Origin of the sequence: Kitasatospora sp. NPDC088160 (genome assembly GCF_044741445.1) — a bacterium.
GTDB lineage: Bacteria > Actinomycetota > Actinomycetes > Streptomycetales > Streptomycetaceae > Kitasatospora.
The window spans coordinates 210,303-232,811 of the sequence record NZ_JBIUSS010000008.1 but is presented as its reverse complement, the minus strand read 5'-3'; the positions used below and the strand labels follow the sequence as shown (position 1 = coordinate 232,811).

Sequence of the window (22,509 nt, the reverse complement as noted above, 5' to 3'; positions counted from 1 at the left end):
CGACCAGTGCTTGACGTCAACTTCTTCGACGAGCTCCGCATCGGCCTGGCCACCGCCGACGACATCCGCCAGTGGTCGCACGGCGAGGTCAAGAAGCCGGAGACCATCAACTACCGCACCCTGAAGCCCGAAAAGGACGGACTCTTCTGCGAGAAGATCTTCGGCCCCACCCGGGACTGGGAGTGCTACTGCGGTAAGTACAAGCGCGTCCGCTTCAAGGGCATCATCTGTGAGCGCTGCGGCGTCGAGGTGACCCGCGCCAAGGTGCGCCGTGAGCGGATGGGCCACATCGAGCTGGCCGCCCCGGTCACCCACATCTGGTACTTCAAGGGCGTGCCGTCCCGCCTGGGCTACCTGCTCGACCTGGCGCCGAAGGACCTCGAGAAGGTCATCTACTTCGCCGCCTACATGATCACCTGGGTCGACGACGAGCGCCGCCAGCGCGACCTGCCGTCCCTGGAGGCGCACGTCTCGGTCGAGCGCCAGCAGATCGAGAACCGCCGCGACTCCGACCTCGAGGCCCGTGCCAAGAAGGCCGAGACCGACCTGGCCGAGCTGGAGGCCGAGGGCGCCAAGGCCGACGTGCGCCGCAAGGTGCGCGAGGGCGCCGAGCGCGAGATGAAGCAGCTGCGCGACCGCGCGCAGCGCGAGCTCGACCGCCTCGACGAGGTGTGGGCCCGCTTCAAGAACCTCAAGGTCCAGGACCTCGAGGGCGACGAGCTGCTCTACCGCGAGCTGCGCGACCGCTTCGGCACCTACTTCTCCGGCTCGATGGGCGCGGCGGCCCTCAAGGACCGCCTCGAGACCTTCGACCTGGCGGAGGAGTCCGAGCGCCTGCGCGAGATCATCCGCACCGGCAAGGGCCAGAAGAAGACCCGTGCGCTGAAGCGCCTCAAGGTCGTCTCCGCGTTCCTGCAGACCACCAACAAGCCCAACGGCATGGTGCTGGACTGCGTCCCGGTCATCCCGCCGGACCTGCGTCCGATGGTGCAGCTGGACGGTGGCCGCTTCGCGACCTCCGACCTGAACGACCTGTACCGCCGCGTGATCAACCGCAACAACCGCCTGAAGCGGCTTCTCGACCTCGGCGCGCCCGAGATCATCGTGAACAACGAGAAGCGCATGCTCCAGGAGGCCGTCGACGCCCTGTTCGACAACGGCCGTCGCGGCCGTCCGGTCACCGGCCCGGGCAACCGCCCGCTGAAGTCCCTCAGCGACATGCTGAAGGGCAAGCAGGGTCGTTTCCGCCAGAACCTGCTCGGCAAGCGCGTCGACTACTCGGCCCGTTCGGTCATCGTCGTCGGCCCGCAGCTCAAGCTGCACCAGTGCGGTCTGCCCAAGGCCATGGCGCTGGAGCTCTTCAAGCCGTTCGTGATGAAGCGCCTGGTCGACCTGAACCACGCGCAGAACATCAAGTCGGCCAAGCGCATGGTCGAGCGTGCCCGCCCGGTCGTGTGGGACGTGCTCGAAGAGGTCATCGCCGAGCACCCCGTCCTGCTGAACCGTGCGCCCACCCTGCACCGCCTCGGCATCCAGGCCTTCGAGCCCCAGCTGGTCGAGGGCAAGGCCATCCAGATCCACCCGCTCGTCTGCACCGCGTTCAACGCGGACTTCGACGGTGACCAGATGGCCGTCCACCTGCCGCTCTCCGCGGAGGCGCAGGCCGAGGCCCGCATCCTGATGCTGTCCTCGAACAACATCCTGAAGCCGGCCGACGGTCGCCCCGTCACCATGCCGACCCAGGACATGGTGCTCGGTCTGTTCTTCCTGACCTCGGACCGGGAGACGGTGAAGGGCGGTGGCCGTTCCTTCTCCTCGACCGCCGAGGCCGTCATGGCCTTCGACGCCCGCGAGCTGGACGTCCAGGCCCCGATCGAGCTGCGCCTGCCGGCCGGCACCGTCCCGCCGCGCGGCTGGACCCCGCCGGTGGACGAGGAGGGCCAGACGGCCTGGTTCGACGGCGAGCCGTTCCGCCTGACCACCACCCTGGGCCGCGCGCTCTTCAACGAGCTGCTGCCCGAGGACTACCCGTTCGTCGACTACGAGGTGGGCAAGAAGCAGCTCTCCGCGATCGTCAACGACCTGGCGGAGCGCTACCCCAAGGTCGTCGTCGCGGCGACCCTGGACAACCTGAAGGCGGCCGGTTTCCACTGGTCGACCCGCTCGGGTGTCACCGTCTCGATCTCCGACGTCGTCGTCCCGCCGAACAAGCCCCAGATCCTCGAGGGCTACGAGGCGAAGGCGGAGAAGGTCCAGCGTCAGTACGAGCGCGGCCTGATCACCAACGACGAGCGCAAGCAGGAGCTCATCGGCATCTGGACCCAGGCGACCAACGAGGTCGCCGAGGCCATGAACGAGAACTTCCCGAAGACGAACCCCATCTTCATGATGGTCGACTCGGGTGCTCGTGGAAACATGATGCAGATGCGCCAGATCGCCGGTATGCGTGGTCTGGTGTCGAACGCCAAGAACGAGACCATCCCGCGACCCATCAAGGCGTCGTTCCGTGAGGGTCTCACCGTGCTGGAGTACTTCATCTCCACCCACGGTGCCCGTAAGGGTCTGGCGGACACCGCCCTCCGTACCGCCGACTCCGGCTACCTCACCCGTCGTCTGGTCGACGTCTCCCAGGACGTCATCATTCGCGAGGAGGACTGCGGTACCGAGCGCGGCCTGAAGCTGGCGATCGGCACCGTCGGTGCGGACGGCGTGCTGCGCAAGGCCGACGACGTCGAGACCAGCGTGTACGCCCGCATGCTCGCCGAGGACATCACGGTGGACGGCAAGCTCCTTGCCACCGCCAACACCGACCTCGGTGACGTGCTGATCGACGAGCTGATCCGCCACGGCATCGGCGAGGTCAAGACCCGCTCGATCCTGACCTGCGAGTCGGCCGTCGGCACCTGCGCCTTCTGCTACGGGCGTTCGCTGGCCACCGGCAAGCTGGTCGACATCGGTGAGGCGGTCGGCATCATCGCTGCCCAGTCCATCGGTGAGCCCGGTACCCAGCTGACGATGCGTACCTTCCACACCGGTGGTGTGGCCGGTGACGACATCACCCAGGGTCTGCCGCGTGTCGTCGAGCTCTTCGAGGCCCGTACCCCCAAGGGTGTGGCCCCGATCTCGGAGGCCACCGGCCGGGCGCGGATCGAGGACACCGAGAAGACCCGCAAGCTCGTCATCACCCCGGACGACGGCAGCGACGAGATCGCCTACCCCGTCTCCAAGCGTGTGAAGCTGCTGGTCAGCGAGGGCGAGGCGGTCGAGGTCGGCCAGAAGCTGACCATGGGTGCCACCAACCCGCACGACGTCCTGCGCATCATGGGCCAGCGTGCCGTCCAGATCCACCTGGTCGCCGAGGTCCAGAAGGTCTACAACTCGCAGGGTGTGTCGATCCACGACAAGCACATCGAGATCATCATCCGGCAGATGCTCCGCCGCGTGACGATCATCGAGTCGGGCGACGCCGAGCTCCTCCCGGGCGAGCTCGTCGAGCGCGGCCGCTTCGAGACCGAGAACCGTCGCGTGGTCGCCGAGGGCGGTCACCCCGCCTCCGGCCGTCCGCAGCTGATGGGTATCACCAAGGCCTCGCTGGCCACCGAGTCCTGGCTGTCGGCCGCCTCCTTCCAGGAGACGACCCGGGTCCTCACCGACGCGGCGATCCACGCCAAGTCGGACCCGCTGCTGGGCCTCAAGGAGAACGTCATCCTCGGTAAGCTCATCCCGGCCGGTACGGGTCTGCCCCGCTACCGCAACATCCGGGTCGAGCCGACCGAGGAGGCCAAGGCCGCGATGTACTCGGCCGTCGGCTACGACGACTACGACCTGTCGCCCTTCGGCGCCGGCTCCGGCCAGGCGGTCCCGCTGGACGACTACGACTACGGCCCGTACACCGGCTGAGTCCGACGTTCGGCTGTCAGGGCGGTCACCCCTCGCGGGGTGGCCGCCCTGCGGCGTTCCCGCTGCGGGGGCCAGGGGCCAGGGGCCAGGGCCCGGGGCCCGGGGGCCGGGGGCCCTGCGGGGCACGGATTAGGTTCCCCGGCAGAAGTCGCGTAGAGTCGTGTTTACCGACGCGGGGTGGAGCAGCTCGGTAGCTCGCTGGGCTCATAACCCAGAGGTCGCAGGTTCAAATCCTGTCCCCGCTACTCAGTAGCAACGAAGGGCCCGGAGGCATCAAGCCTCCGGGCCCTTCGTCGTTCCCGGGAGCGGCCCCTCCCTCGTGCGGGGGAGGGGCCGGAACCGCTCTGGTGAGGGAGGCGGGGGAGGGGACGGCCGGGGGAGGCTTCGCGTGTCGGGACGGCGGGGCTTTCGAAGGGGGCCGGGCATGAAGCGGGTACTGGGCGCGATGGCGATCGCGGGGGCGGTGCTGGTCGGGATGTCCGCCTGCCTGCCCTTCGGGGACGACCAGGAGCACCGGACCGTGGACTACGGGGTGTCGGAGCCGGTCGGGGAACTGGTGGTCGAGGCGCACACCGGCGGGATCGTGGTGACCGGCGGCGGCGACGCGGTGCACGTGACCGAGGAGCAGAACTACCGGGGCGAGGCGCCGCGGACCACGCACGAGGTGAAGGACGGCGTGCTGCGGCTGACGTACGACTGCCGGGGCTGCGGCGTCGGGTACACCGTGCAGGTGCCGGCCGGGACGAAGGTGCGGGTGACCCAGGAGACCGGCGGGGTACGGCTGGTCGGGCTGGCCGCCGAGGTGGAGGCCTCGGTGGACACCGGCGGGGTCGAGGCCACCCGGCTGACCTCGCAGACCGTCCGGTTGAGCACCCGGACCGGCGGGGTGCGGGCCGACTTCGCGGCGGCACCCGTGAAGGTGGAGGCGAAGGCGGAGACCGGCGGGGTGCGGGTCAGGGTGCCGGCCGGGGAGGCGTACGCGGTGGACGCGCACGCCGGGGCCGGCGGAGTGGAACTCGGGATCCCCTCGCAGCCGGGGGCGGCGCGCAGCATCACGGCGCGCACGGGCGCCGGCGGAGTGTCGGTCGACGGTGTCTGACCGGGCCGTTCCGGAGGTCCTGCCGGTAGGGCATGATCTTCTCCGCGGGGGCGGCGCCCCCGGACCCGGGGGAGGGGCGGCGGTGGTGCGAGCGGCGCGCTGGCAGAGCTGGTCGGCCGGGCTGAGTCCGTACGTGCTGGACTCGCTGCTGGCCGTGGCATCGGCCGGGATCTCGGTCTGGGCGGTCGGCAACGACGACACGGCCTGGCCGTGGTGGGTCTACCTGGTGGCGGTGTCCACCTCGCTGTCGCTGCCCTGGCGGCGCCGGGCGCCGCTGGCCGCGCTGGCGGCGGGCAGCGTGGCCCTCATGACGCTGTCCGTGGTGGCGCACTCGGCGAGTCCGCAGGTGCCGCTGGCCGGGGTGATCGGCATCTACACGGTGGCGGAGCGCTCCCCGGACCGGCAGCGCTGGACGGTGCTGGCGGTGGTGGTGGTCGCCAACGTGATCGGCACCCACTCGCCCAACGGCATGCTGTTCAGCCTGCTCACCTCGGTCGGCTCGTTCGTCTTCGGCTCGCTGGTGCGCGCCCAGCGGCGGCTGGCCCGGCTGGAGGCCGAGCGGGCCCGCGAGGCGGGGGAACGGGCGGCGAGTGAGGCGGGCCGCGCGGTGGTGGAGGAGCGGGCCCGGATCGCCCGGGAGATGCACGACATCCTGGCGCACGCCGTCTCACTGATGATCATCCAGGCCGAGGCCGGGCCGCTGGTGGTGCACGCCAACCCGGACCGGGCGATCCGCGCCTTCGACACCATCGCCGACGCGGGCCGCGACGCGATGGTCCAACTGCGTCGCGTCCTCGGAGTGCTGAAGGAGGAGGGGGCCAGCCCTGAGCTGGCCCCGCAGCCCCGGCTGGCCGAACTCGCCGACGTGGCAGAGCGGGTGCGCCGGGCCGGACCGGCGGTGGAGCTCGAACTGGCCGACGGGCTGGGCGCGGTGCCCGCCGACCTCCAGGCGGCGGCGTACCGGATCGTGCAGGAGGCGCTGACCAACACGGTCAAGCACTCCGGCGCCGACCGGGTGGCGGTCCGGGTGCGGCGGTCCGGGGACACCCTGGAGGTCATGGTGTCCGACAACGGGCGCGGGCTGCCGGTGACCGTCGGCGGCGCGGTGAACGGCTGGTCCGGCGGCCGCGGGCTGGTCGGCATCCGGGAGCGGGCGGCGGCCTGCGGCGGGCGGGCCGAGGCCGGGCCCGGACCGGAGGGCAAGGGCTTCCTGGTGAGTGCCCGGCTGCCGTTGGGGGTGGCGGGCGTGGTGGAGAAGGCGGGCGGATGAATCCGATTCGGGTGGTCGTCGCGGACGACCAGGAGCTGGTGCGGGCAGGGTTCGGGATGATCCTGGACGCGCAGCCCGACATCGAGGTGGTGGCCGAGGCGCGCGACGGCGCCGAGGCGGTCGAGGCGGTCCGCGCCCACGGCCCGGACGTCCTGCTGCTGGACGTCCGGATGCCGGTCATGGACGGGCTGGAGGCGGCCCGCCGGGTGTGCGCCGAGTTCCCGTCCACCAAGGTGATCATGCTGACCACCTTCGACGCCGACGACTACGTCTTCGACGCGCTGTACGCGGGCGCCAGCGGCTTCCTGCTCAAGGACGTCCGGCGGGACGACCTGGCGCACGGGGTGCGGATGGTGGCCTCCGGGGAGGCGCTGCTCGCGCCCTCGGTGACCAGGCGGCTGATCGGCGAGTTCGCCGCCCGCCGCCCGGGCTCGCCCGAGCGGGCGGTGCGGCCGCCGTCCAAGCTGCTCGAGCAGCTCACCCTGCGCGAGCAGGAGACCCTGCGGCTGCTGGCGCGCGGGCTCTCCAACGCGGAGATCGCGGCCGAGCTGGTGGTCAGCGAGCACACGGTGAAGACGCACGTCAGCAATGTGCTGAGCAAGCTGGGGCTGCGGGACCGGGTGCACGCGGTGGTGTTCGCGTACGAGGCCGGCGCGGTGGTGGCGGGGGAGGCGTAGGGCCCCCCTCCGGATCACGCCGGGCGCGCGGGCCCCTGGTCGGGGCCCCTGGTCGGGGCTCCCTCGTGCGGGGGAGACGGCGGGTTCGCCGGTGCGGGCGATCCGCGACGAGGGGTGCGGCGGACAGCATCTGTGGTGTCGGAACGGACCACGGGCCACCAGCTACCTGCCGGGGCCGCGGATCACCACAGGAGACCGTCGGATGAACACCCCGCAGCAGAACCGCCGCACCGCCTACGCCGTCGTCGGCGCCCCCGCCCTGATGGCCCTCTACGGGGGGATCCGGCTGGTCCCGGGCTCCCGGGAGCCCGGCCTCGGCTGGACGGTCGGCCACACCGCGATGTTCGCCGGGCTGCTGCTGTTCGCCCCGGTCCTGCTCGCCCTGCGCGGGCTCCTCGCCCCGCGCGGGACCACGGCCGGGCGGCTCGCGGCCGGTGCCGCGCTCGGGACGGCGTTCGTCGGCCTGGCGGCCTCGCTGGTGCAGATCGGGATCGATCTGTACGTCGGCCTGGCGGCGGCGGACAAGGCCGGGCAGTCGCGGCTGTTCGACCGCGTCCAGGGCGTCCCCGGGGTACTGCCGGCCGTCTACCGGATCGGCCCGCTGCTGTTCTACGTCGGCCTGCTGGCTCTGCTGGTCGCCGCCGCGGTGGGCGCGGCCCGGACGCTGCCCTGGTGGAGCCCGGTGCTGATGCTGGTCGGCACCGCCGCCTCGGGGGTCGACCTGGCGCTGATCCCGGTGGCCTCGGTCTGTTACCTGGCGGCGCTGGCCCCGCTGGCCCGCCGCTCCGCCGCTCCCCGCCCGGTACTGGTCTGACCGGTGTTGGTCCGACCGGGCGGTACGGACGGACGGCCGCTCCCGCAGGGGAGGGGCGGGCGCCCGTCAGCTCATCCGGAACACCGGTCCGCGCGGGGTGAACGGCAGCCCGGCGCCCCGGGGGACGAGGAAGGCGTGCTCGCGGCGCACCCGCAGCACGTCGCACGCGCCGTCGGTGATGACCAGCACGGGCGCCCCGCGCGGGAAGTCCTCGGCCCGCTCCAGCAGGTCGACGCCCGGCTGCAGCTCGGTGCCGCCGCGCCCGCGCACCCGGACCCGGCCGGCGATCTCGCCGACCGGGACGTACCCGGCGTCGTGCGGTGCGGCGTCGCAGTGCACCACCCGGGCCGCGGGCACGTCCCGGGCGGCCGCGTACGAGGCGATCGCGCCGAGTGCCTTGCCGAGCAGTACCCGGTTCATCGAGCCGGAGGTGTCCAGAACGACGCCGAAGGTGCAGCGCGGCACCTCCTCGGGCGGGTGGTAGCGGCCGGCCCGGGGGATGTCCGGGGTGGCGGACTGCCGGCGGGCCGGCCGGGAGTAGCTGCGGACCGGCTCCGGGCGGGGCACGAACTCGTCGAACCAGCGGGCCAGCCGGGCGTCCCAGGGCAGCGGCGGGTGGGCGAGGGCGCGGATCTCCTCGACCAGCCCGGCGGGCAGCAGCCCGCGTTCGCGCTGGTGCAGCTCGAAGCCCTGCTGGAGGCCGCGGCGGTAGAAGTCGTCGAGGTCCACGTAGTCGCGCGGGCCGCGGTCCAGCGGTGCGCCGAGGATGTCCGGGCGGTTCTTGCCGGCCAGGGTGGCGAGCCGGCGGATCCGGCGCTCGTCGCGGACGATCCGGTCGTACACCTCCTCGGCCGACAGCCCCTTCAGCTGCGGGTCGTGCAGCAGGCCTTCCGGCATGTCGCCGACGCCCATCTCCAGCAGCCACCCGTTGATGACGTAGTCGGCGGCGACGTTGAAGAGGAACGGATCCCGGCCGCCGCGGCGCTCGCCGTGCCGCAGGGCGGCGTGCAGCATCTCGTGGCCGAGGATGAACCGCCACTCCTCGTCGGTCTGCTGGCGCAGCGGGTTGATGTAGACCTCGCCGGCCTCGGCGTTGACGGCGGCGATGGTGATGCCGTGGGCGCGGGCCAGTTCGGCGTCGGCGACGACGGTGAGGCCGGCCGCGATGCCGCCGAGCAGCGGGTAGGAGGAGACGAACCAGCCGAGCGCCCTGGTCCACGGCCGTACGGGCAGGCGCTCGCCGGTCTCCTGGTCGAAACGGCCGCCGGCCCGGTCCATCGCGGCGGACATGGTGCGGGTGAGGGCGGCGGCGAAGGCCATCGACCAGTCCTTCGGGGTGTGGCCGTAGTTCTGCCACTCGACCAGCAGCTGGTCGTGGTCGGCGGTGCCGGCCGTCCCGGCGGTGACGGCCGGCGGCAGGCCGTCGCGGCGCCAGCGGGCGGTCAGCTCCTCCTCGTCGCCGCCCGGGTACTCCTGCGGGAGGGCGACCGGGGGGCGGCCGACCGGGAAGGTCGCGAGGAAACGGTTCACCACCGCGCAGCGGGCCGCCTCCTCGTAGACGTCGGGCTGGACCCGGATACCCCGGGCGGCCGGGACGTGGCCGAAGCCCAGGTGCAGCAGGCAGTGCGCCAGCACCCAGGCCCACTCCTCCGGTTCGGCCCGGCGGCGCGGGTTGACGTGCACGGTGCCGTCGGAGTCGACCACCGCCCAGCCGCCGGGCGGGGCCAGCCCGCAGTCGTCCCGGCGGCAGAAATCGGCGGGCACGGCGTCGAAGGCCGGATTCTGGCGCAGCAGCCGGACTCCCTCGGCGAAGACCTCCGCGCCCGGGTCCGGCTTCTTCGCACCCTTCTGGACGGAAGGACTCACCGGCGGGCCTCGACCAGCCGGGGCATGTCCCGGGCCGCCTCGATCAGGAACCAGGAGGGCAGCACCGGATTGCCGTCCGCGCCGTCGGCGATCACCGTCTGGGCGACCTCCACCGAGATCTCGGCCAGCTGCACCAGCAGCGACTTGGCCCGGAAGGCGGTCTGCCGCTGCGCCCCCGAGGCGTGCTCCTTGCTGGCCGGCAGCTCCTTGACCAGGCGGCCGCGGAAGGCGTCGGCCAGGTAGTAGAGCAGGTCGCGGTCCTCCAGCCGGTGCGGCCAGCGGGCGTCGCCCTTGAGGATCGCCTCCAGGCCGTACGCGTTGCGGACGATCTTGGCGTAGCCGCAGAAGGCGATCGCGTGCTGCGGGGTGAGCAGCCCGTACGCGAGCACCTTGAGGGTCTCCTCGTCCAAGGTGGGGCCGAAGGAGTGCAGCGCGTCGGAGAGCATGTGCCAGGCGCGCGGGGTGGAGAACGGCTCCTCGGTCTTCGGCGGGGCGGACCACAGGTGGTCGGGCCGGTCGGTGACGTAGTCGATGACCCAGGGGTGGATGCCGGCGCCGGCCGCCCAGCGCAGCCAGTCCGCGGCGCTGGCCCGCAGGTGCACGTGGACCATGCGGTTGACCAGCGCGGACGCCATCGGCCGGGCGAGCGCGCCGTCGGTGGCGCGGTTCCCGGCGCCGATCACGATCGAGCCGGGCGGCAGCTCGTACGAGCCGATCCGGCGGTCCAGGATCAGCGAGTAGAACGCCTTCTGGACGTCCGGGGTCGCTGCGTTGAGCTCGTCCAGGAACAGGCAGTACGGCTCGTCGCGGGCGATCTGCTCGGGCGGGCAGAACCGGGAACGGCCCTCCGGGGTCAGCTGAGGGACACCGATCAGGTCCTCCGGGGCGAGCTGGGTGCCGACCAGGCTCACGCACTCCAGGCCGAGCGACTCGGCGAACTCCCGCACCAGCGAGGACTTCCCGATCCCGGGCGCGCCCCAGAGGAACACCGGCCGGACGGTGGCCAGCCCGAGCAGCAACTCGGGAATCTGGACGGGCGAGACGCTGACTGCTCCCTGCACGGGGCTCCTTGGCAAGTGGTGGGGTGACCGGCCCAGTGTGCGGCGGTAGTTGGCGCGGCGCACCCGGATTTTCGCTGGCGCCCCGAACCGGGCCGCCCGTACCGTCCGGGGCATGAACGCGAAACGCCCCCTGATCGCCGTCCTCACCGGCGCGGGCATCTCGACCGACTCGGGCATCCCCGACTACCGCGGCCCGCAGGGGCTCTGGCAGCGGGACCCGTCGGCCCAGGACCTGGTCACCATCGGCCCGTACCGTGCCGATCCCGAGGTGCGGCGGCGGGCGTGGCGGCTGAGGCTGGAGACGGGTGTGCTGGGGGCCGAGCCGAACGCCGGGCACCGGGCGCTGGTCGATCTGGAGCGCTCGGGGCTGCCGCTGCGGGTGCTCACCCAGAACGTGGACGGGCTGCACCAGCGGGCCGGGCTGGCCCCGCGCAAGGTGCTCGAACTGCACGGCACCGCACTGGAGGTGCAGTGTCTGGGCTGCGCGGCGACGGGGCCGATGGCGGAGGCGCTGCGGCGGGTCGAGGCGGGCGAGCCGGACCCGGCCTGCCGGGCGTGCGGGGGGATCCTGAAGCCGCGCACGGTGATGTTCGGCGAGAACCTGGACCAGGAGGTGCTCGGGCAGGCCGACTCGATCGCCCGCGCCTGCGACGTGTTCATCGCGGTCGGTACCAGCCTTCAGGTGTTCCCGGTGGCGGCGCTGCCGTACAACGCGGTGCGGACCGGGTCGAAGCTGATCATCCTGAACGCCGAGCCGACGCCGTACGACGAGGCCGCCGACGAGGTGATCCGCGAGCCGATCTCCCAGGCACTGCCGGCCCTGGTGCGCAGGCTGGTGGGGGAGGGGCTCTGAAGAAGGGGCTTAAAAACGGGTGAACCGCATGCGTACGATGATCCTTCCGGCTCCCCCCTCATGGCCTGGAGTGATCGAGCGATGACGACGACGGCGAAGTTCGACCCCTGGGCGGCGGCGTTCGTGGCCCACCCGTACGACGCGTACGCCGAGTTGCGCGAGCACGCGCCGGTGACGTACTTCGAGCCGACCGGGCAGTGGCTCGTCTCGCGGCACGAGGACGTCAGCGCGCTCCTGCGCGACCGGCGGCTCGGGCGCACCTACACCCACCGCTTCAGCCACCAGGAGTTCGGGCGGCCCGAACCCGACCCGGCGCACGAGCCCTTCCACACCCTCAACGACTTCGGGCTGCTCGACCTGGAGGCCCCCGACCACACCCGGATCCGCCGGCTGGTCTCCAAGGCCTTCACCCCGCGCATGGTCGAGGGCCTGCGGCCGACCGTCCAGCGGCTCGCCGGGGAACTCGTCGACGGCCTGCTCGCGGCCGGCGGCGGCGACCTGATCGCCGCCGTCGCCGAGCCACTGCCGGTCGCCGTGATCGCCGAGATGCTCGGCGTGCCGGAGGGCGACCGGCACCTGCTGCGGCCCTGGTCCGCCGACATCACCGGCATGTACGAGCTCAACCCGAGCGAGGAGGCCGCCCGCAAGGCCGTCACCGCGAGCACCGAGTTCTCCGACTACCTGCGCGCCCTCATCCGCGAACGCCGCACCGCCCCCGGCACCGACCTGATCAGCGCGCTGATCCAGGCCCAGGAGGGCTCCGACGCGCTCAGCGAGCAGGAGATGATCTCCACCTGCGTGCTGCTGCTCAACGCCGGCCACGAGGCGACCGTCAACACCACCGGCAACGGCTGGTGGGCGCTGTTCCGCAACCCCGGCGAACTCGCCCGGCTGCGCGGCGCGACCGACGCGCTCCTGCCCACCGCCATCGAGGAGCTGATGCGCTGGGACACCCCGCTGCAGCTGTTCGAACGGTGGGTCCTGGAGGACATCGAGCTGCGCGGCGTCACCATCCCGCGCGGCTCCGAGGTCGCCCTCCTCTTCGGCTCCGCCAACCGCGACCCCGAGCGCTTCACCGACCCCGACCGCCTCGACCTCGGCCGCACCGACAACCCCCACATCACCTTCGGCGCCGGCATCCACTTCTGCCTCGGCGCCCCGCTCGCCAGACTGGAACTCGCCGAGTCCTACGGCGCCCTCCTGCGCCGCGCCCCCGGCCTGCGCCTGGCCCGCGAACCCGAGTGGAACCCGGGCTACGTGATCCGGGGCCTCAGGGAACTGGTGGTCGAGGTCTAGATCGAGGTCTGGGACAGGTCGGGTTCGGGGTCGGTTCGAGGAACGGGGGAGAGCTGTGGGCAAGGCGACGGGGTCACTGCTGGGGCTGGCGATCGGGGATGCGATCGGCCGGGTGACCGAGTTCAAGACGGTCGAGATGATTGCCGACGACCACCCTGACTGGCGGCAACTTCCGCTGCCCCCAAGGGCGCTGGTCACCGACGACACCCAGATGACCCTCGCCCTCGGCCGTGGTCTGCGCATTGCCCTGGAGCGCGGGCCGCTGACCCCGCTACGGCTGGAGCGGCCCGTTCGCGAGGAGTTCGTCGACTGGTGGCGCTCCCCGCAGAACAACCGTGCTCCCGGCATGACCTGCCTGCGCGCCTGCGAGCGGCTGAGCCGCCCCGCGTACCGCTGGCAGCAGGCGAGCGACGTCGGCTCCAAGGGCTGCGGCGCCAACATGCGGGTCGCTCCGGTCGGGCTGATCCGCGAACTCGACGCCCGCCAGCTCGCGGGCGCCGCGCAGTTGCAGTCCGCGCTCACCCACGGGCACCCGACCGCACTCGCCGCCAGTGACCTCACCGCGTACGCCATCCGCAAGCTCGCCGAGGACGTTCCGCCGGCCGGCCTGCCCGCGGTGCTGCGGGCGTACGCGCTGGCGAGCCGCGAGCGGTACGACGAGTTCTGGCTCGGCGACCTCGCCGCGCGCTGGCACGGCCACTCGCCGCAGGACGTCATCGCCCGCGGCTGGGACGACTGCCTGGCCGTGCTCGACCGGCTGGACGCCGCGCTCGCCGCGCCCGACGTCGAAGCGGACCCGTGTCTGGCCACCGGTGAGGGCTGGGTCGCCGAGGAGGCCTTCGCCACCGGCCTGCTCTGCTTTCTGCTGCTGCCGGACGACCCGGTGGCCGCCGTCCGCCGGGCCGCCTACTCCAGCGGCGACTCGGACTCCCTGGCCTGTCTGACCGGCGCCTTCGCCGGGGCCCGTCACGGGGAGTCGGTCTGGCCGCAGGAGTGGGTGGAGCGGATCGAGTACCGGGACGAGCTGCTCGAGCTCGGGGCGCTCTGGGACTGAGCTCCACGACCTGCGCTCTGGGACTGAGCTCCACGACCTGCGCTCTGGGCCCGGGCGGAACCGGGTTCGGGGGTGGTGCGTCGAAGGGCCATGACGAAGCGCAGCACCGCAGGGCATGGCCGTTCCCGCCGTCGGGTGGGGCTGCTTCTCTCCGCCGGGTTGGCCGTCGGCCCGGCGCTGGCCGGGTGCGGGAGTGCGGCGGGCGGGGGGCCCGTGGTGGTGCGGGCCTCGACGTCGGGGAGCCGGGCGGCGGCGGATCCGGGGCAGGTGGCGGCGGTGGCGGTCGGGACCAGCGCCTTCGGGCTGGACCTGCTGCACGCGCTGACCGCGACACCGGACGGGGCGGGGCGCAACGTCGTGGTCTCGCCGGCCGGGCTGGCGAGCGTGCTCGGGATGCTGCTGCCGGGGGCGCGCGGCGCCACCGCCGAGGAGTTGGCCAAGGCCCTGCACACCGGGCTCGACCCGCGGCAGTACGCCCTCGCCGTCGGCGCGCCGGACCGCGGGAGCCGGGCCGGCGGCGACCAGGTCGTCCTGCGCCGGTCCGACGACCTGTGGACGCAGCAGGGCCTGGCCGTCGCCCCGGAGTACCTGGACACGCTCGCCGCCGCCTTCGACACCGGCGTGCACCCCGTCGACTTCGCCAAGGACCCGGCCGACGCCCGCAGGAGCATCAACGCGGCGGTGGAGAAGGCCACCGAGGGGCGGATCAAGGAGCTCTTCGGCCCGCGGCAGATCACCGCCGACACCCGGCTGGCACTCACCGACGCGCTCTACCTGAAGGCGGCGTGGGCCTCCGGGTTCAAGCCCGCGAACACCTCCGAGCGCCCCTTCCACCGGCTGGACGGCTCCACCCCGTCGGTGAGCACGATGAGCCGCACCGGCACCCTCCGGTACGCCGAGGGCTCCGGCGGCATCGTCGGCGAACCCTGGCAGGCCGTCGAACTCCCTTACGCGGGAGGCAGGTTGGCGATGGACCTGATCGTCCCCGCGCAGGGCGGGTACACGGCCTTCAGCAAGGGCCTGGACCAGGCCCAGCTCGACCGGATCCTCGGCGGGCTCGACGAGCGGTCCGTCGACCTGACCCTGCCGCGGTTCCACTTCGACACGGCCAACGACCTCGTCCCCGCCCTGCGCTCACTCGGCGTCAAGGCGGCCTTCGACGCGCCCGACTTCACCGGCATCACCGCCAAGGAGCCGCTCGGCCTGGGCGCGGTGGTGCAGAAGGCCACCGTCGAGGTGAACGAGGACGGTACGGTCGCGGCGGCCGGCAGCGGCGCCGGGGTGGCGGCGATGGCGGCGCCGGCCGCGCCGGAGTCCGTCCAGCTGCACATCGACCGGCCGTTCCTGTTCCTGATCCGCGACACCGCCGACGGGCGGCCGCTGTTCCTCGGCCAGGTCACCGACCCGCAGGCGTCCTGAGCCGACCCGCAGGCGCCCTGAACCGACCCGCAGACGAAGCGGGCGAAGCGGGCGAAGCAGCCGGAGGAGGACCGGGCGTCACCAGGCCGGGTAGCGCCCGCCGAGCGCCGGGTGGGCCGGGTCGCGGCTGCCGAACAGCACCAGCAGGTCGTCCGCGACCCGCAGCAGTTCGGCCCGGCCCTCGACCGCCCCCGCCCACTCGGCGGGCAGCGCCGAGGCGCCGTACGCGGCGCCGACCAGGTTGCCGCAGACCGCGCCGGTGGAGTCGCTGTCCCCGGAGTGGTTCACCGACAGCAGCAGCGCGCTGCGCACCGGGTCGGGTTCGAGGGTGGTCGCCAGCAGCGAGTACACCGCGATGGCCAGGCACTCCTCGGCGATCCAGCCGAGCCCGACCCGCTCCACGGACTCCGCCGTCGGCTGTGACTCCTGGGCCACCCGGACGGCCCGGGCCAGCGCCTGCACCGTCTCCTTGGACCCCGGCAGCTCGCGGATCTGCTCCACGGTCTCGCCGACCGCCGCCCACGGCTCGGTCCCGTTGGCGAGCCGCTCGACCAGCGCCGCGAAGGCGCCCGCCGCGAGGTAGCCGGTCGGGTGCCCGTGGGTGATCTGGGCGCACTGCACGGCCAGCCCGAAGGACAGCTCGACGCCGAGCCGTGCCAGCCCGAACGGCGCCGAGCGCATCACCGTGCCGCAGCCCTTGGAGCCCGGGTTGATCGGCCCCGGCTGCCCGATCACGGACGGCGACTCGAACTCCGGGTGCTCGGACACCCCGCTCATGCAGGCGTTGCCGGGCGCCCGCGACGCGTACAGGAAGGGCCTGGTCAGCAGCCAGCCGTCGTACGGGCGGGGCTGCGGCGCGGTGTCCGGCGAGCCCTGGCGCTGGGTCAGCAGCCAGCGCCGGTAAGCGGCGTGGACGGCCTCCGGCACCGAGCCGCCGCCGCCCGTCCAGCCGCGGACGAACGCGCGGATCAGGCCCTCGGCGGTGAACAGGGTCATCTGGGTGTCGTCGGTGACTTCGACCGGCCCGGCGCCGGCCGGCAGCCCGGTCACGCCGTCCGGCCCGTACCGCTGCTGGATCTGGTGGAGCTGCTGGAACTCCACCGGCCAGCCCAGCGCGTCGCCGACGGCCCCGCCGAGCAGCGCCCCGCGCACCCGGTCGCGGTATCCCGATTCGGCCGCCGACTCCGTCACGTCGATCCCCCTTGGTTCATGGCGGGATCCGTTCTATCAGGTCTACCGGCGGATCTGCCCGGCGCGCCCGTGCAGCGCGGCGCGGTCGGCGGCGGCGCGCCCGGCCGCCCAGCCCACGCCGTCGCTCACCCGGACCCGCTGCGAGACCAGCTTGGGGAACAGCCGGCCGACCTCGTCGTCCACCGCCTCGGAGCGGGCCGCGAGCGCGGGCAGCAGCCGCTCGTCGGGCAGCAGCTGCTCCTCGGTGCCGTCCTCGCGCAGGTGCCGGCCGGCCGCGGCGGCGCTGGTCGCGCGCTCGGTGGCGGCGGTCAGCCGCTCGCGGATCCGCGCCGCGTACGCGACCAGGAAGGAGTGCCGGAACGCCTTGCTGCGCGAGTCCCGGCGGGAGCCGGCCTTGTTGAGCGCGTGGGTGGCCTGCACCAGCAGCGAGGTGTAGAGCAGCTCGACGCCGTCCAGGTCGCCGTCGAAGCCGACGACGGTGCAGAAGCCGAACTCCTTGGCCCACACCGCCCGGCAGCGGTTGGCCGCCGCGACGGCGTCCAGCAGCATCGTCTTGGGGCTCTCGTACGGGTTGTCCACGCCGATCCGCAGCGCCGCCGGGGTGTTCCGGTCGTCGCCGGTGGCGGCCAGCAGCGCGTCGTCGATGCTGTGCTGGGCCATCAGCTGCTGGGCCTTGGCGGTGAGCGCCTCGGCCTCCTCCGGGTACTCGGTGGACTCGGCCTTGGCCAGCAGCGCCCGGATCCGGGCCAGCATCCGCGGTTCGCCGGCCTGCGGGCCGGCGGCGCGTTCGGCCTGCGGCCGCCGGCCGGGCGCGGGGCCGACCGGGGAGATCGGCGGCAGCCGGCCCCAGGTCCGCAGCAGCTCCAGGGCGGTGGTGGCGAGCGCGAAGCGGTCCAGCCGGTGCCGGTCGGCGAAGGCGCCGAGGTACTGCTCGTCACCCGGCCACCACACCTCGGCCTCCAGCTCGCGCAGCTGTTCGTGCCAGCGCCGGTCGAGGGCGGCCGCGGGGTGCCGACGGCCCTCGGCGGCGATCAGGTCCACCGCGAGGGCCAGGTGGACGGGCTTCAGCCCGCGCCGGACCACCCGGGCCAGGTCGGCCGGACGCCACCCGGCGGACCAGCAGCGGCCGACGGCGGTGTCCGCGTACCCCAGCAGGGCCCGGCTGACCGCCGGCCACTGCCCGGCCGAGGCGGCGAGCAGCGACGCCCCGGTGTCCAGGGCGAGGTCCAGCGTCTCGTCCGGGGCCGTCAGCACCGATCGCACCGCCTGCTCCAGCAGTGGGCCGGCGCCCCCGTCCCCGTCCTGCTGCGCGCGCTTGCCCACGGTGTGTCCCTGCTCTCCTCGACGGTCCGGCCCTCCCGCCCATGATGCCGGAGCGCCCGGCCCCTTCGACGGGACCGGGCGCTCCGGGTGACGCAGGCGACTCAGCGCTCGACGGCCTTGGCCAGGATCTCCGGGGCGCGCTCCAGCAGCCGCCCGGCCGCGAAGCGGATGCCGAGGGCGGCGATCAGGGCGCCGTAGAGCGGGCCGACCAGCAGGACCGGCCAGGTCGGGCCGGCGGAGAGCAGCGCCCAGCTGAGGTAGCCGCTCACCGGCAGGGAGAGCAACGCCACACCGAACAGCGAGCCGAACTGGTTGACCAGCACCAGGCCGCCCTGCCCGGGGGCGGCGTTGCGCATCGGGTTGCTGTCGGCCGGCATGGTGTACGGCGCGAGCACGCTGAGCGTCGCGCCGAGCGCGACGCCGCAGCCGAGCAGGGCGAGCGCGAGGCCGAGTGCGGACGGCAGGCCGGCCCAGTCGCCGGTGGCGGCGGCCAGCACGGGCCCGAGCACCAGCGTCACCGGAACGGCGTACGACAGCACTGCGTAGGCCCGGCCGCGCAGCTCGTCCCGGGCGTCGGCCGGGGTGAGCAGGGTGGCGGCGACCATCCAGAACGCCGAGCCGTCCATGCCGAACAGGTTGAGCATCTGCAGCCCGAGGAACATCCCGGTCATCGCCAGCAGGTAGACGCTCGACCAGCCCTGGACCATCGACAGCACGCAGATCACCAGCGTCATGCCGATGCTGGTGAACACCGCGGCCTTGGCCCGCGGCTCCCGCCAGGCGTACCGGAGGTGGCGCTGCATCACCGCGCCGACCCGGCCCTCGGGCAGGAGGCTCCAGCCGCGTGAGCTCTGCACGCCGCGGGCCACCTCCAGGGTGGAGGAGTCGGCGGTGACCATCAGCTCCTGGAGGCTGCCGCGCCACCAGCGCAGCAGCAGGGCGAGCAGCGCCGCGGCCGCGGCGAGCTGGAACAGCGCCAGCCCGTACCGCCCCTCGCCGGCGGTGCGGGCCGCGTCCGCCGCGCCGACCGGCGGCAGCCAGCGCAGCACGGAGGCGATCGGCGCCAGCGGGCTGAGGTCGAGGTGGTCCCCGGGCCGGCCGAAGACGCTCTGCGAGCCGACGTTGGCGGCCTGCACGAGCAGGGCGAACAGCAGTCCGCCGAAGATCGCGAAGTCCTTGCCGCGCCGGCTGGAGAGCATCCGGGCGTTGCCGGCGGCGACCGCCCGGGAGAGCGTGACCAGGCAGAGCACGGCCAGCGGGACGCCGACCAGCGCGGCCGCGGCCGAGGCACCGCCGTTGGCGCCGGACAGCGCCGCGCCGGTCACCAGCACCAGGCTGACCAGCGGGCCGGGCCCGATCAGCGCGGCCAGCAGTGAGCCGCGCAGCAGCGGGCCGGGCCGCAGCGGGAGCATGGTGAGCCGGGTCGGGTCGGCGCTCTCGTCGCTGGAGAAGAGGAACAGCGGCAGCGCCGCCCAGCCGAGGGTGAGCACGCCGAGCAGCATCACCCCGGCGTCCCCGGAGCCGTCGAAGCGCCCGTTCATCATGGCGAGGGCGAAGGCGATGCCGGCCGCGAAGGCCAGACCGAGGACGCCGCCGATGACGTACACGGCGGTCCGGCCGGGGCTGCGGCGCAGGCCGTTGCGCAGCAGCCGCAGCTTGAGCGCCACCAGGGCGCGGACCACCGTCCGCCCGTCGGGCACCGGGGTGCGGGCGGCTGCGGGGGCGGTGCTCACTGCCCACCCCCGAGCTGCCCGCCCCCGAGCTGCGCGCCGGCCTGCCCACCGGCCTGTCCGCCGAGCCAGCCGAGCGCCTGGCCGTCGTCCTCGCGGACGCCGATCAGGCCGAGGAAGGCCTCGTGGAGGCTGCGCCCGCCGCGCACGGTGTCCAGCGGGCCGTGGGCGATCACCCGGCCGGCGTTGACCACGGCGACCCAGTCGCAGAGCTGTTCGACCAGTTCCATCACGTGGCTGGAGAAGACCACCGTGGATCCGGCCGCCGCGTACCGCTTGAGCACGCCGCGGATGGTCTGCGCGGAGACCGGGTCGACGCCCTCGAAGGGCTCGTCGAGGAACAGCACGTCGGGGTTGTGCAGCAGCGCGGCGGCCAGACCGATCTTCTTGCGCATGCCGGTGGAGTAGTCGGCGACCAGCTTGTCGGCGTCGCGGGCGAGGTCCAGGACGGCCAGCAGTTCCTCCGCGCGGCGGTCCACCTCGGCGCCGGGCAGGCCGCGCAGCCGCCCGTTGTACTGCAGCAGTTCGCGGCCGCTGAGCCGCTCGAACATCCGCAGCCCCTCGGGCAGGATGCCGATCCGGGCCTTGACCGCGACCGGGTCGGCCCAGACGTCGCCGCCGTGGATGAGGACGGTGCCCTGGTCGGGCCGGAGCAGGCCGGTGGCCATGGACAGCGTGGTGGTCTTGCCGGCGCCGTTCGGGCCGACCAGGCCGATGAAGGAGCCGGCCGGCAGCTCCAGGCTGAGTCCGGCGACGGCGGCCTGGCCGCCGAAGTGCTTCCACAGTCCCTGGATGCTGACGGCGGAGGGGGGAACGGGTGCGGGGCGGTCGGACGGCGGCGGCGCTGACGCCTGCATGGCGGCCTTCTCTGTTCGCTGGCGGATGGGTGTCTCGGACTCAGCCTGTCACTGCGGAAACGGACTGTCTCCCGAGTTGAGGATCCCCTGAGTGAGTGGGCCGAACGGGTGAGGCGCGCCGCCCGGACGGCGCGTTACGGCGGGTGCCGGGCTGGAATTGGCAACTACTCAGCTGCGCCGTTCGTCCTGCACTATGAGGGGCAGTGAGGGACAGCGAGGGGCGCGGGGCCGCGCCGGGTGCCGGGAGGTGCGGATGGCCGTTCAACCGTGGGGAGCCTCGGGCCCCGGCGAGCCGGATCGCCGCGGGGACCGGCAGCCCCAGCCCGTCCCGCAGTCCGTCCCGCAGCCCGGGTTCCACACGGGGATGCGCGCCGGGCACGCGGACCGGGACCGGACGATCGACGTGCTGAAGGCCGCGTTCGCCGAGGGCCGGCTCTCCGCCGAGGAGTACGAGCAGCGCCACGAGCAGGCCTCCGTCGCGCAGACCTACGGCCAGCTGGCCGGGCTGGTGTCCGACCTGCCCTCCGGCCCGATGCCGGCGCCGATGGCCTTCGCCGCCCCGCCCGTCCCGGCGACCTTCCTCCCGCCGCCTCCGCCGCCGGTTCGCTCCACCAACGGGCTGGCGGTCACCTCACTGGTCTTCGGCCTGACCGGCCTCTCGCTGCCCGCAGTGGTCGTCGGGCACATCGCGAAGGCCCAGCAGAGCAGCCACGACCGGGCCGGCGACTGGGTTTCCACCCTCGGCCTGCTCTTCGGCTACGCGGGCTGCGCGCTCTGGACGCTGCTGCTCCTGGTGATGCTGCAGGTGCCGGTCTGAGCGGGCCGCCCCGGGCGCGTCCCGCCCCGGTGGCGGCGGTCGGCGGGCTGTGGTAGAGCGGGCGGAGGGCGGCCCGACACCGGGTGGTCGCGTCCGGGACACTCCCGGGACATCCGGCCGAAGGTCGCGACCTGCGGCGTTGCATTTGTTTTGACCGCGCCCGATGCGCTAGGTACGCTCTGACCTTGTGCCTGGGGTGTCCCCGGGTCCTTGTGCGTGCATGCACACCGGTCGCCGCGCCGAGCCGGAGCGCCTTCCAGCGCCCCGCGCGTTGAGCGCCGTCGCTGTACATCAGCTCATGGGATTCCGTGTCGGAATAAGCCCAACACACCCGACCGCGTGGGTCGACCACGGGGCCGTGTGCGGGGGATCACCGCAGGTTAGTTTTACCAAGCCTTGGCACACAGAAAACGGAGAAACGGTGCCTACGATCCAGCAGCTGGTCCGAAAGGGCCGGCAGGACAAGGTCGAGAAGAACAAGACTCCCGCGCTGAAGGGTTCCCCGCAGCGTCGTGGGGTCTGCACGCGTGTGTACACGACCACCCCGAAGAAGCCGAACTCGGCTCTCCGCAAGGTCGCCCGTGTGCGCCTCACCAGCGGGATCGAGGTCACCGCTTACATCCCGGGCGAGGGCCACAATCTGCAGGAGCACTCCATCGTGCTGGTGCGCGGTGGTCGTGTGAAGGACCTTCCTGGTGTCCGCTACAAGATCATCCGCGGTTCGCTTGACACCCAGGGTGTCAAGAACCGCAAGCAGGCTCGCAGCCGCTACGGCGCCAAGAAGGAGAAGTAAGAATGCCTCGTAAGGGCCCCGCCCCGAAGCGCCCGGTCATCATCGACCCGGTTTACGGCTCCCCGGTCGTCACCCAGCTGGTCAACAAGATCCTGCTGCACGGCAAGCGCTCCACCGCCGAGCGGATCGTCTACGGCGCCCTCGAGGGCGTCCGTGAGAAGACCGGCTCGGACCCGGTCGTGGCGCTGAAGCGTGCGCTGGAGAACGTCAAGCCGGCCCTCGAGGTCAAGTCCCGCCGTGTCGGTGGCGCGACCTACCAGGTTCCGGTCGAGGTCCGTCCGGGCCGCGCCAGCACCCTGGCGCTGCGCTGGATGGTCGGTTACTCCCGCGCCCGTCGCGAGAAGACCATGACCGAGCGCCTGATGAACGAGATCCTCGACGCCAGCAACGGTCTGGGCGCTTCCGTGAAGCGTCGCGAGGACACCCACAAGATGGCCGAGTCCAACAAGGCCTTCGCGCACTACCGCTGGTAGTCCCTACCCCGTCACT

General features: G+C 73.1%; 18 protein-coding genes and 1 tRNA gene. 13 read left to right on the top strand and 6 right to left on the bottom strand.

All coding sequences use genetic code 11. The features are described 5' to 3' along the window. Positions 1–6: 6 nt before the first annotated feature. From ACIOGZ_RS14785 to ACIOGZ_RS14760, 6 genes are all read left to right on the top strand, one after another. Entirely contained in the window at positions 7–3,900 is a 3,894-nt protein-coding gene (locus tag ACIOGZ_RS14785) for a DNA-directed RNA polymerase subunit beta' (protein ID WP_350877062.1), read from the top strand. Between the two features lie 171 nt (positions 3,901–4,071). Beyond that, a tRNA-Met gene (locus tag ACIOGZ_RS14780) sits at positions 4,072–4,145 on the top strand. A gap of 179 nt (positions 4,146–4,324) precedes the next feature. Further along, a complete protein-coding gene (locus ACIOGZ_RS14775; protein WP_400986093.1) occupies positions 4,325–4,999 on the top strand; it encodes a hypothetical protein in 675 nt (224 codons plus the stop codon). Positions 5,000–5,081: 82 nt separating this feature from the next. Further along, on the top strand, positions 5,082–6,269 hold the full coding sequence (locus ACIOGZ_RS14770; RefSeq protein ID WP_400986091.1) for a sensor histidine kinase: 1,188 nt from the start codon (positions 5,082–5,084) through the stop codon (positions 6,267–6,269). Further along, entirely contained in the window at positions 6,266–6,946 is a 681-nt protein-coding gene (locus ACIOGZ_RS14765) for a response regulator transcription factor (protein ID WP_363580070.1), read from the top strand. Before ACIOGZ_RS14770 ends, ACIOGZ_RS14765 begins: the two co-directional genes overlap by 4 nt. 202 nt (positions 6,947–7,148) lie before the next feature. Beyond that, on the top strand, positions 7,149–7,760 hold the full coding sequence (locus ACIOGZ_RS14760) for a hypothetical protein (protein ID WP_400809066.1): 612 nt from the start codon (positions 7,149–7,151) through the stop codon (positions 7,758–7,760). A gap of 66 nt (positions 7,761–7,826) precedes the next feature. On the opposite strand, the gene ACIOGZ_RS14755 is transcribed toward ACIOGZ_RS14760, so the two are convergent. Then, the gene (locus tag ACIOGZ_RS14755; protein ID WP_363580074.1) at positions 7,827–9,626 is read right to left on the bottom strand and encodes a DUF2201 family putative metallopeptidase; all 1,800 of its coding nucleotides are present in this window, start codon (positions 9,624–9,626) and stop codon (positions 7,827–7,829) included. After that, a complete protein-coding gene (locus ACIOGZ_RS14750; RefSeq protein ID WP_363369345.1) occupies positions 9,623–10,687 on the bottom strand; it encodes a MoxR family ATPase in 1,065 nt (354 codons plus the stop codon). Before ACIOGZ_RS14750 ends, ACIOGZ_RS14755 begins: the two co-directional genes overlap by 4 nt. A 112-nt stretch (positions 10,688–10,799) precedes the next feature. Between ACIOGZ_RS14750 and ACIOGZ_RS14745 the strand changes: the two genes are divergently transcribed. The 4 genes from ACIOGZ_RS14745 (at position 10,800) to ACIOGZ_RS14730 (ending at position 15,309) form a co-directional block, all read left to right on the top strand. Then, positions 10,800–11,540: a Sir2 family NAD-dependent protein deacetylase gene (locus ACIOGZ_RS14745; RefSeq protein WP_363617965.1), complete on the top strand. Its 741-nt coding sequence runs from the start codon at positions 10,800–10,802 to the stop codon at positions 11,538–11,540. A gap of 81 nt (positions 11,541–11,621) precedes the next feature. Beyond that, complete coding sequence (locus ACIOGZ_RS14740; RefSeq protein WP_400986089.1) at positions 11,622–12,836, top strand: cytochrome P450; 1,215 nt, start codon at positions 11,622–11,624, stop codon at positions 12,834–12,836. A 55-nt stretch (positions 12,837–12,891) separates the two neighbouring features. Next, entirely contained in the window at positions 12,892–13,890 is a 999-nt protein-coding gene (locus ACIOGZ_RS14735) for an ADP-ribosylglycohydrolase family protein (RefSeq protein WP_363580080.1), read from the top strand. A 276-nt stretch (positions 13,891–14,166) separates the two neighbouring features. After that, the gene (locus tag ACIOGZ_RS14730) at positions 14,167–15,309 is read left to right on the top strand and encodes a serpin family protein (protein ID WP_400986087.1); all 1,143 of its coding nucleotides are present in this window, start codon (positions 14,167–14,169) and stop codon (positions 15,307–15,309) included. 78 nt (positions 15,310–15,387) lie between these two features. Here ACIOGZ_RS14730 and ACIOGZ_RS14725 read toward each other — a convergent pair whose 3' ends face one another. The 4 genes from ACIOGZ_RS14725 to ACIOGZ_RS14710 form a co-directional block, all read right to left on the bottom strand. Next, positions 15,388–16,500, bottom strand: coding sequence for an ADP-ribosylglycohydrolase family protein (locus ACIOGZ_RS14725; RefSeq protein WP_400986085.1), 1,113 nt, complete (start codon positions 16,498–16,500; stop codon positions 15,388–15,390). Positions 16,501–16,542: 42 nt separating this feature from the next. After that, positions 16,543–17,823: a DUF2786 domain-containing protein gene (locus ACIOGZ_RS14720; protein WP_400330281.1), complete on the bottom strand. Its 1,281-nt coding sequence runs from the start codon at positions 17,821–17,823 to the stop codon at positions 16,543–16,545. 101 nt (positions 17,824–17,924) lie between these two features. Then, positions 17,925–19,556 (bottom strand): transporter, encoded by a 1,632-nt coding sequence (locus ACIOGZ_RS14715; protein WP_400986083.1) that lies wholly within the window; start codon positions 19,554–19,556, stop codon positions 17,925–17,927. Beyond that, a complete protein-coding gene (locus tag ACIOGZ_RS14710; protein WP_400986081.1) occupies positions 19,553–20,410 on the bottom strand; it encodes an ABC transporter ATP-binding protein in 858 nt (285 codons plus the stop codon). The genes ACIOGZ_RS14715 and ACIOGZ_RS14710 overlap by 4 nt, the downstream gene beginning before the upstream one ends. Positions 20,411–20,663: 253 nt before the next feature. On the opposite strand from ACIOGZ_RS14710, the gene ACIOGZ_RS14705 reads away from it, so the two are divergent. From ACIOGZ_RS14705 to rpsG, 3 genes are all read left to right on the top strand, one after another. Continuing rightward, positions 20,664–21,227, top strand: a complete 564-nt coding sequence (locus ACIOGZ_RS14705; protein WP_363580092.1) for a DUF1707 and DUF4190 domain-containing protein — start codon at positions 20,664–20,666, stop codon at positions 21,225–21,227. A 421-nt stretch (positions 21,228–21,648) separates the two neighbouring features. Next, positions 21,649–22,020: a 30S ribosomal protein S12 gene (rpsL, locus tag ACIOGZ_RS14700; protein ID WP_014144289.1), complete on the top strand. Its 372-nt coding sequence runs from the start codon at positions 21,649–21,651 to the stop codon at positions 22,018–22,020. A 2-nt stretch (positions 22,021–22,022) separates the two neighbouring features. Further along, positions 22,023–22,493 (top strand): 30S ribosomal protein S7, encoded by a 471-nt coding sequence (rpsG, locus tag ACIOGZ_RS14695; protein WP_148644378.1) that lies wholly within the window; start codon positions 22,023–22,025, stop codon positions 22,491–22,493. Positions 22,494–22,509 lie beyond the last annotated feature (16 nt).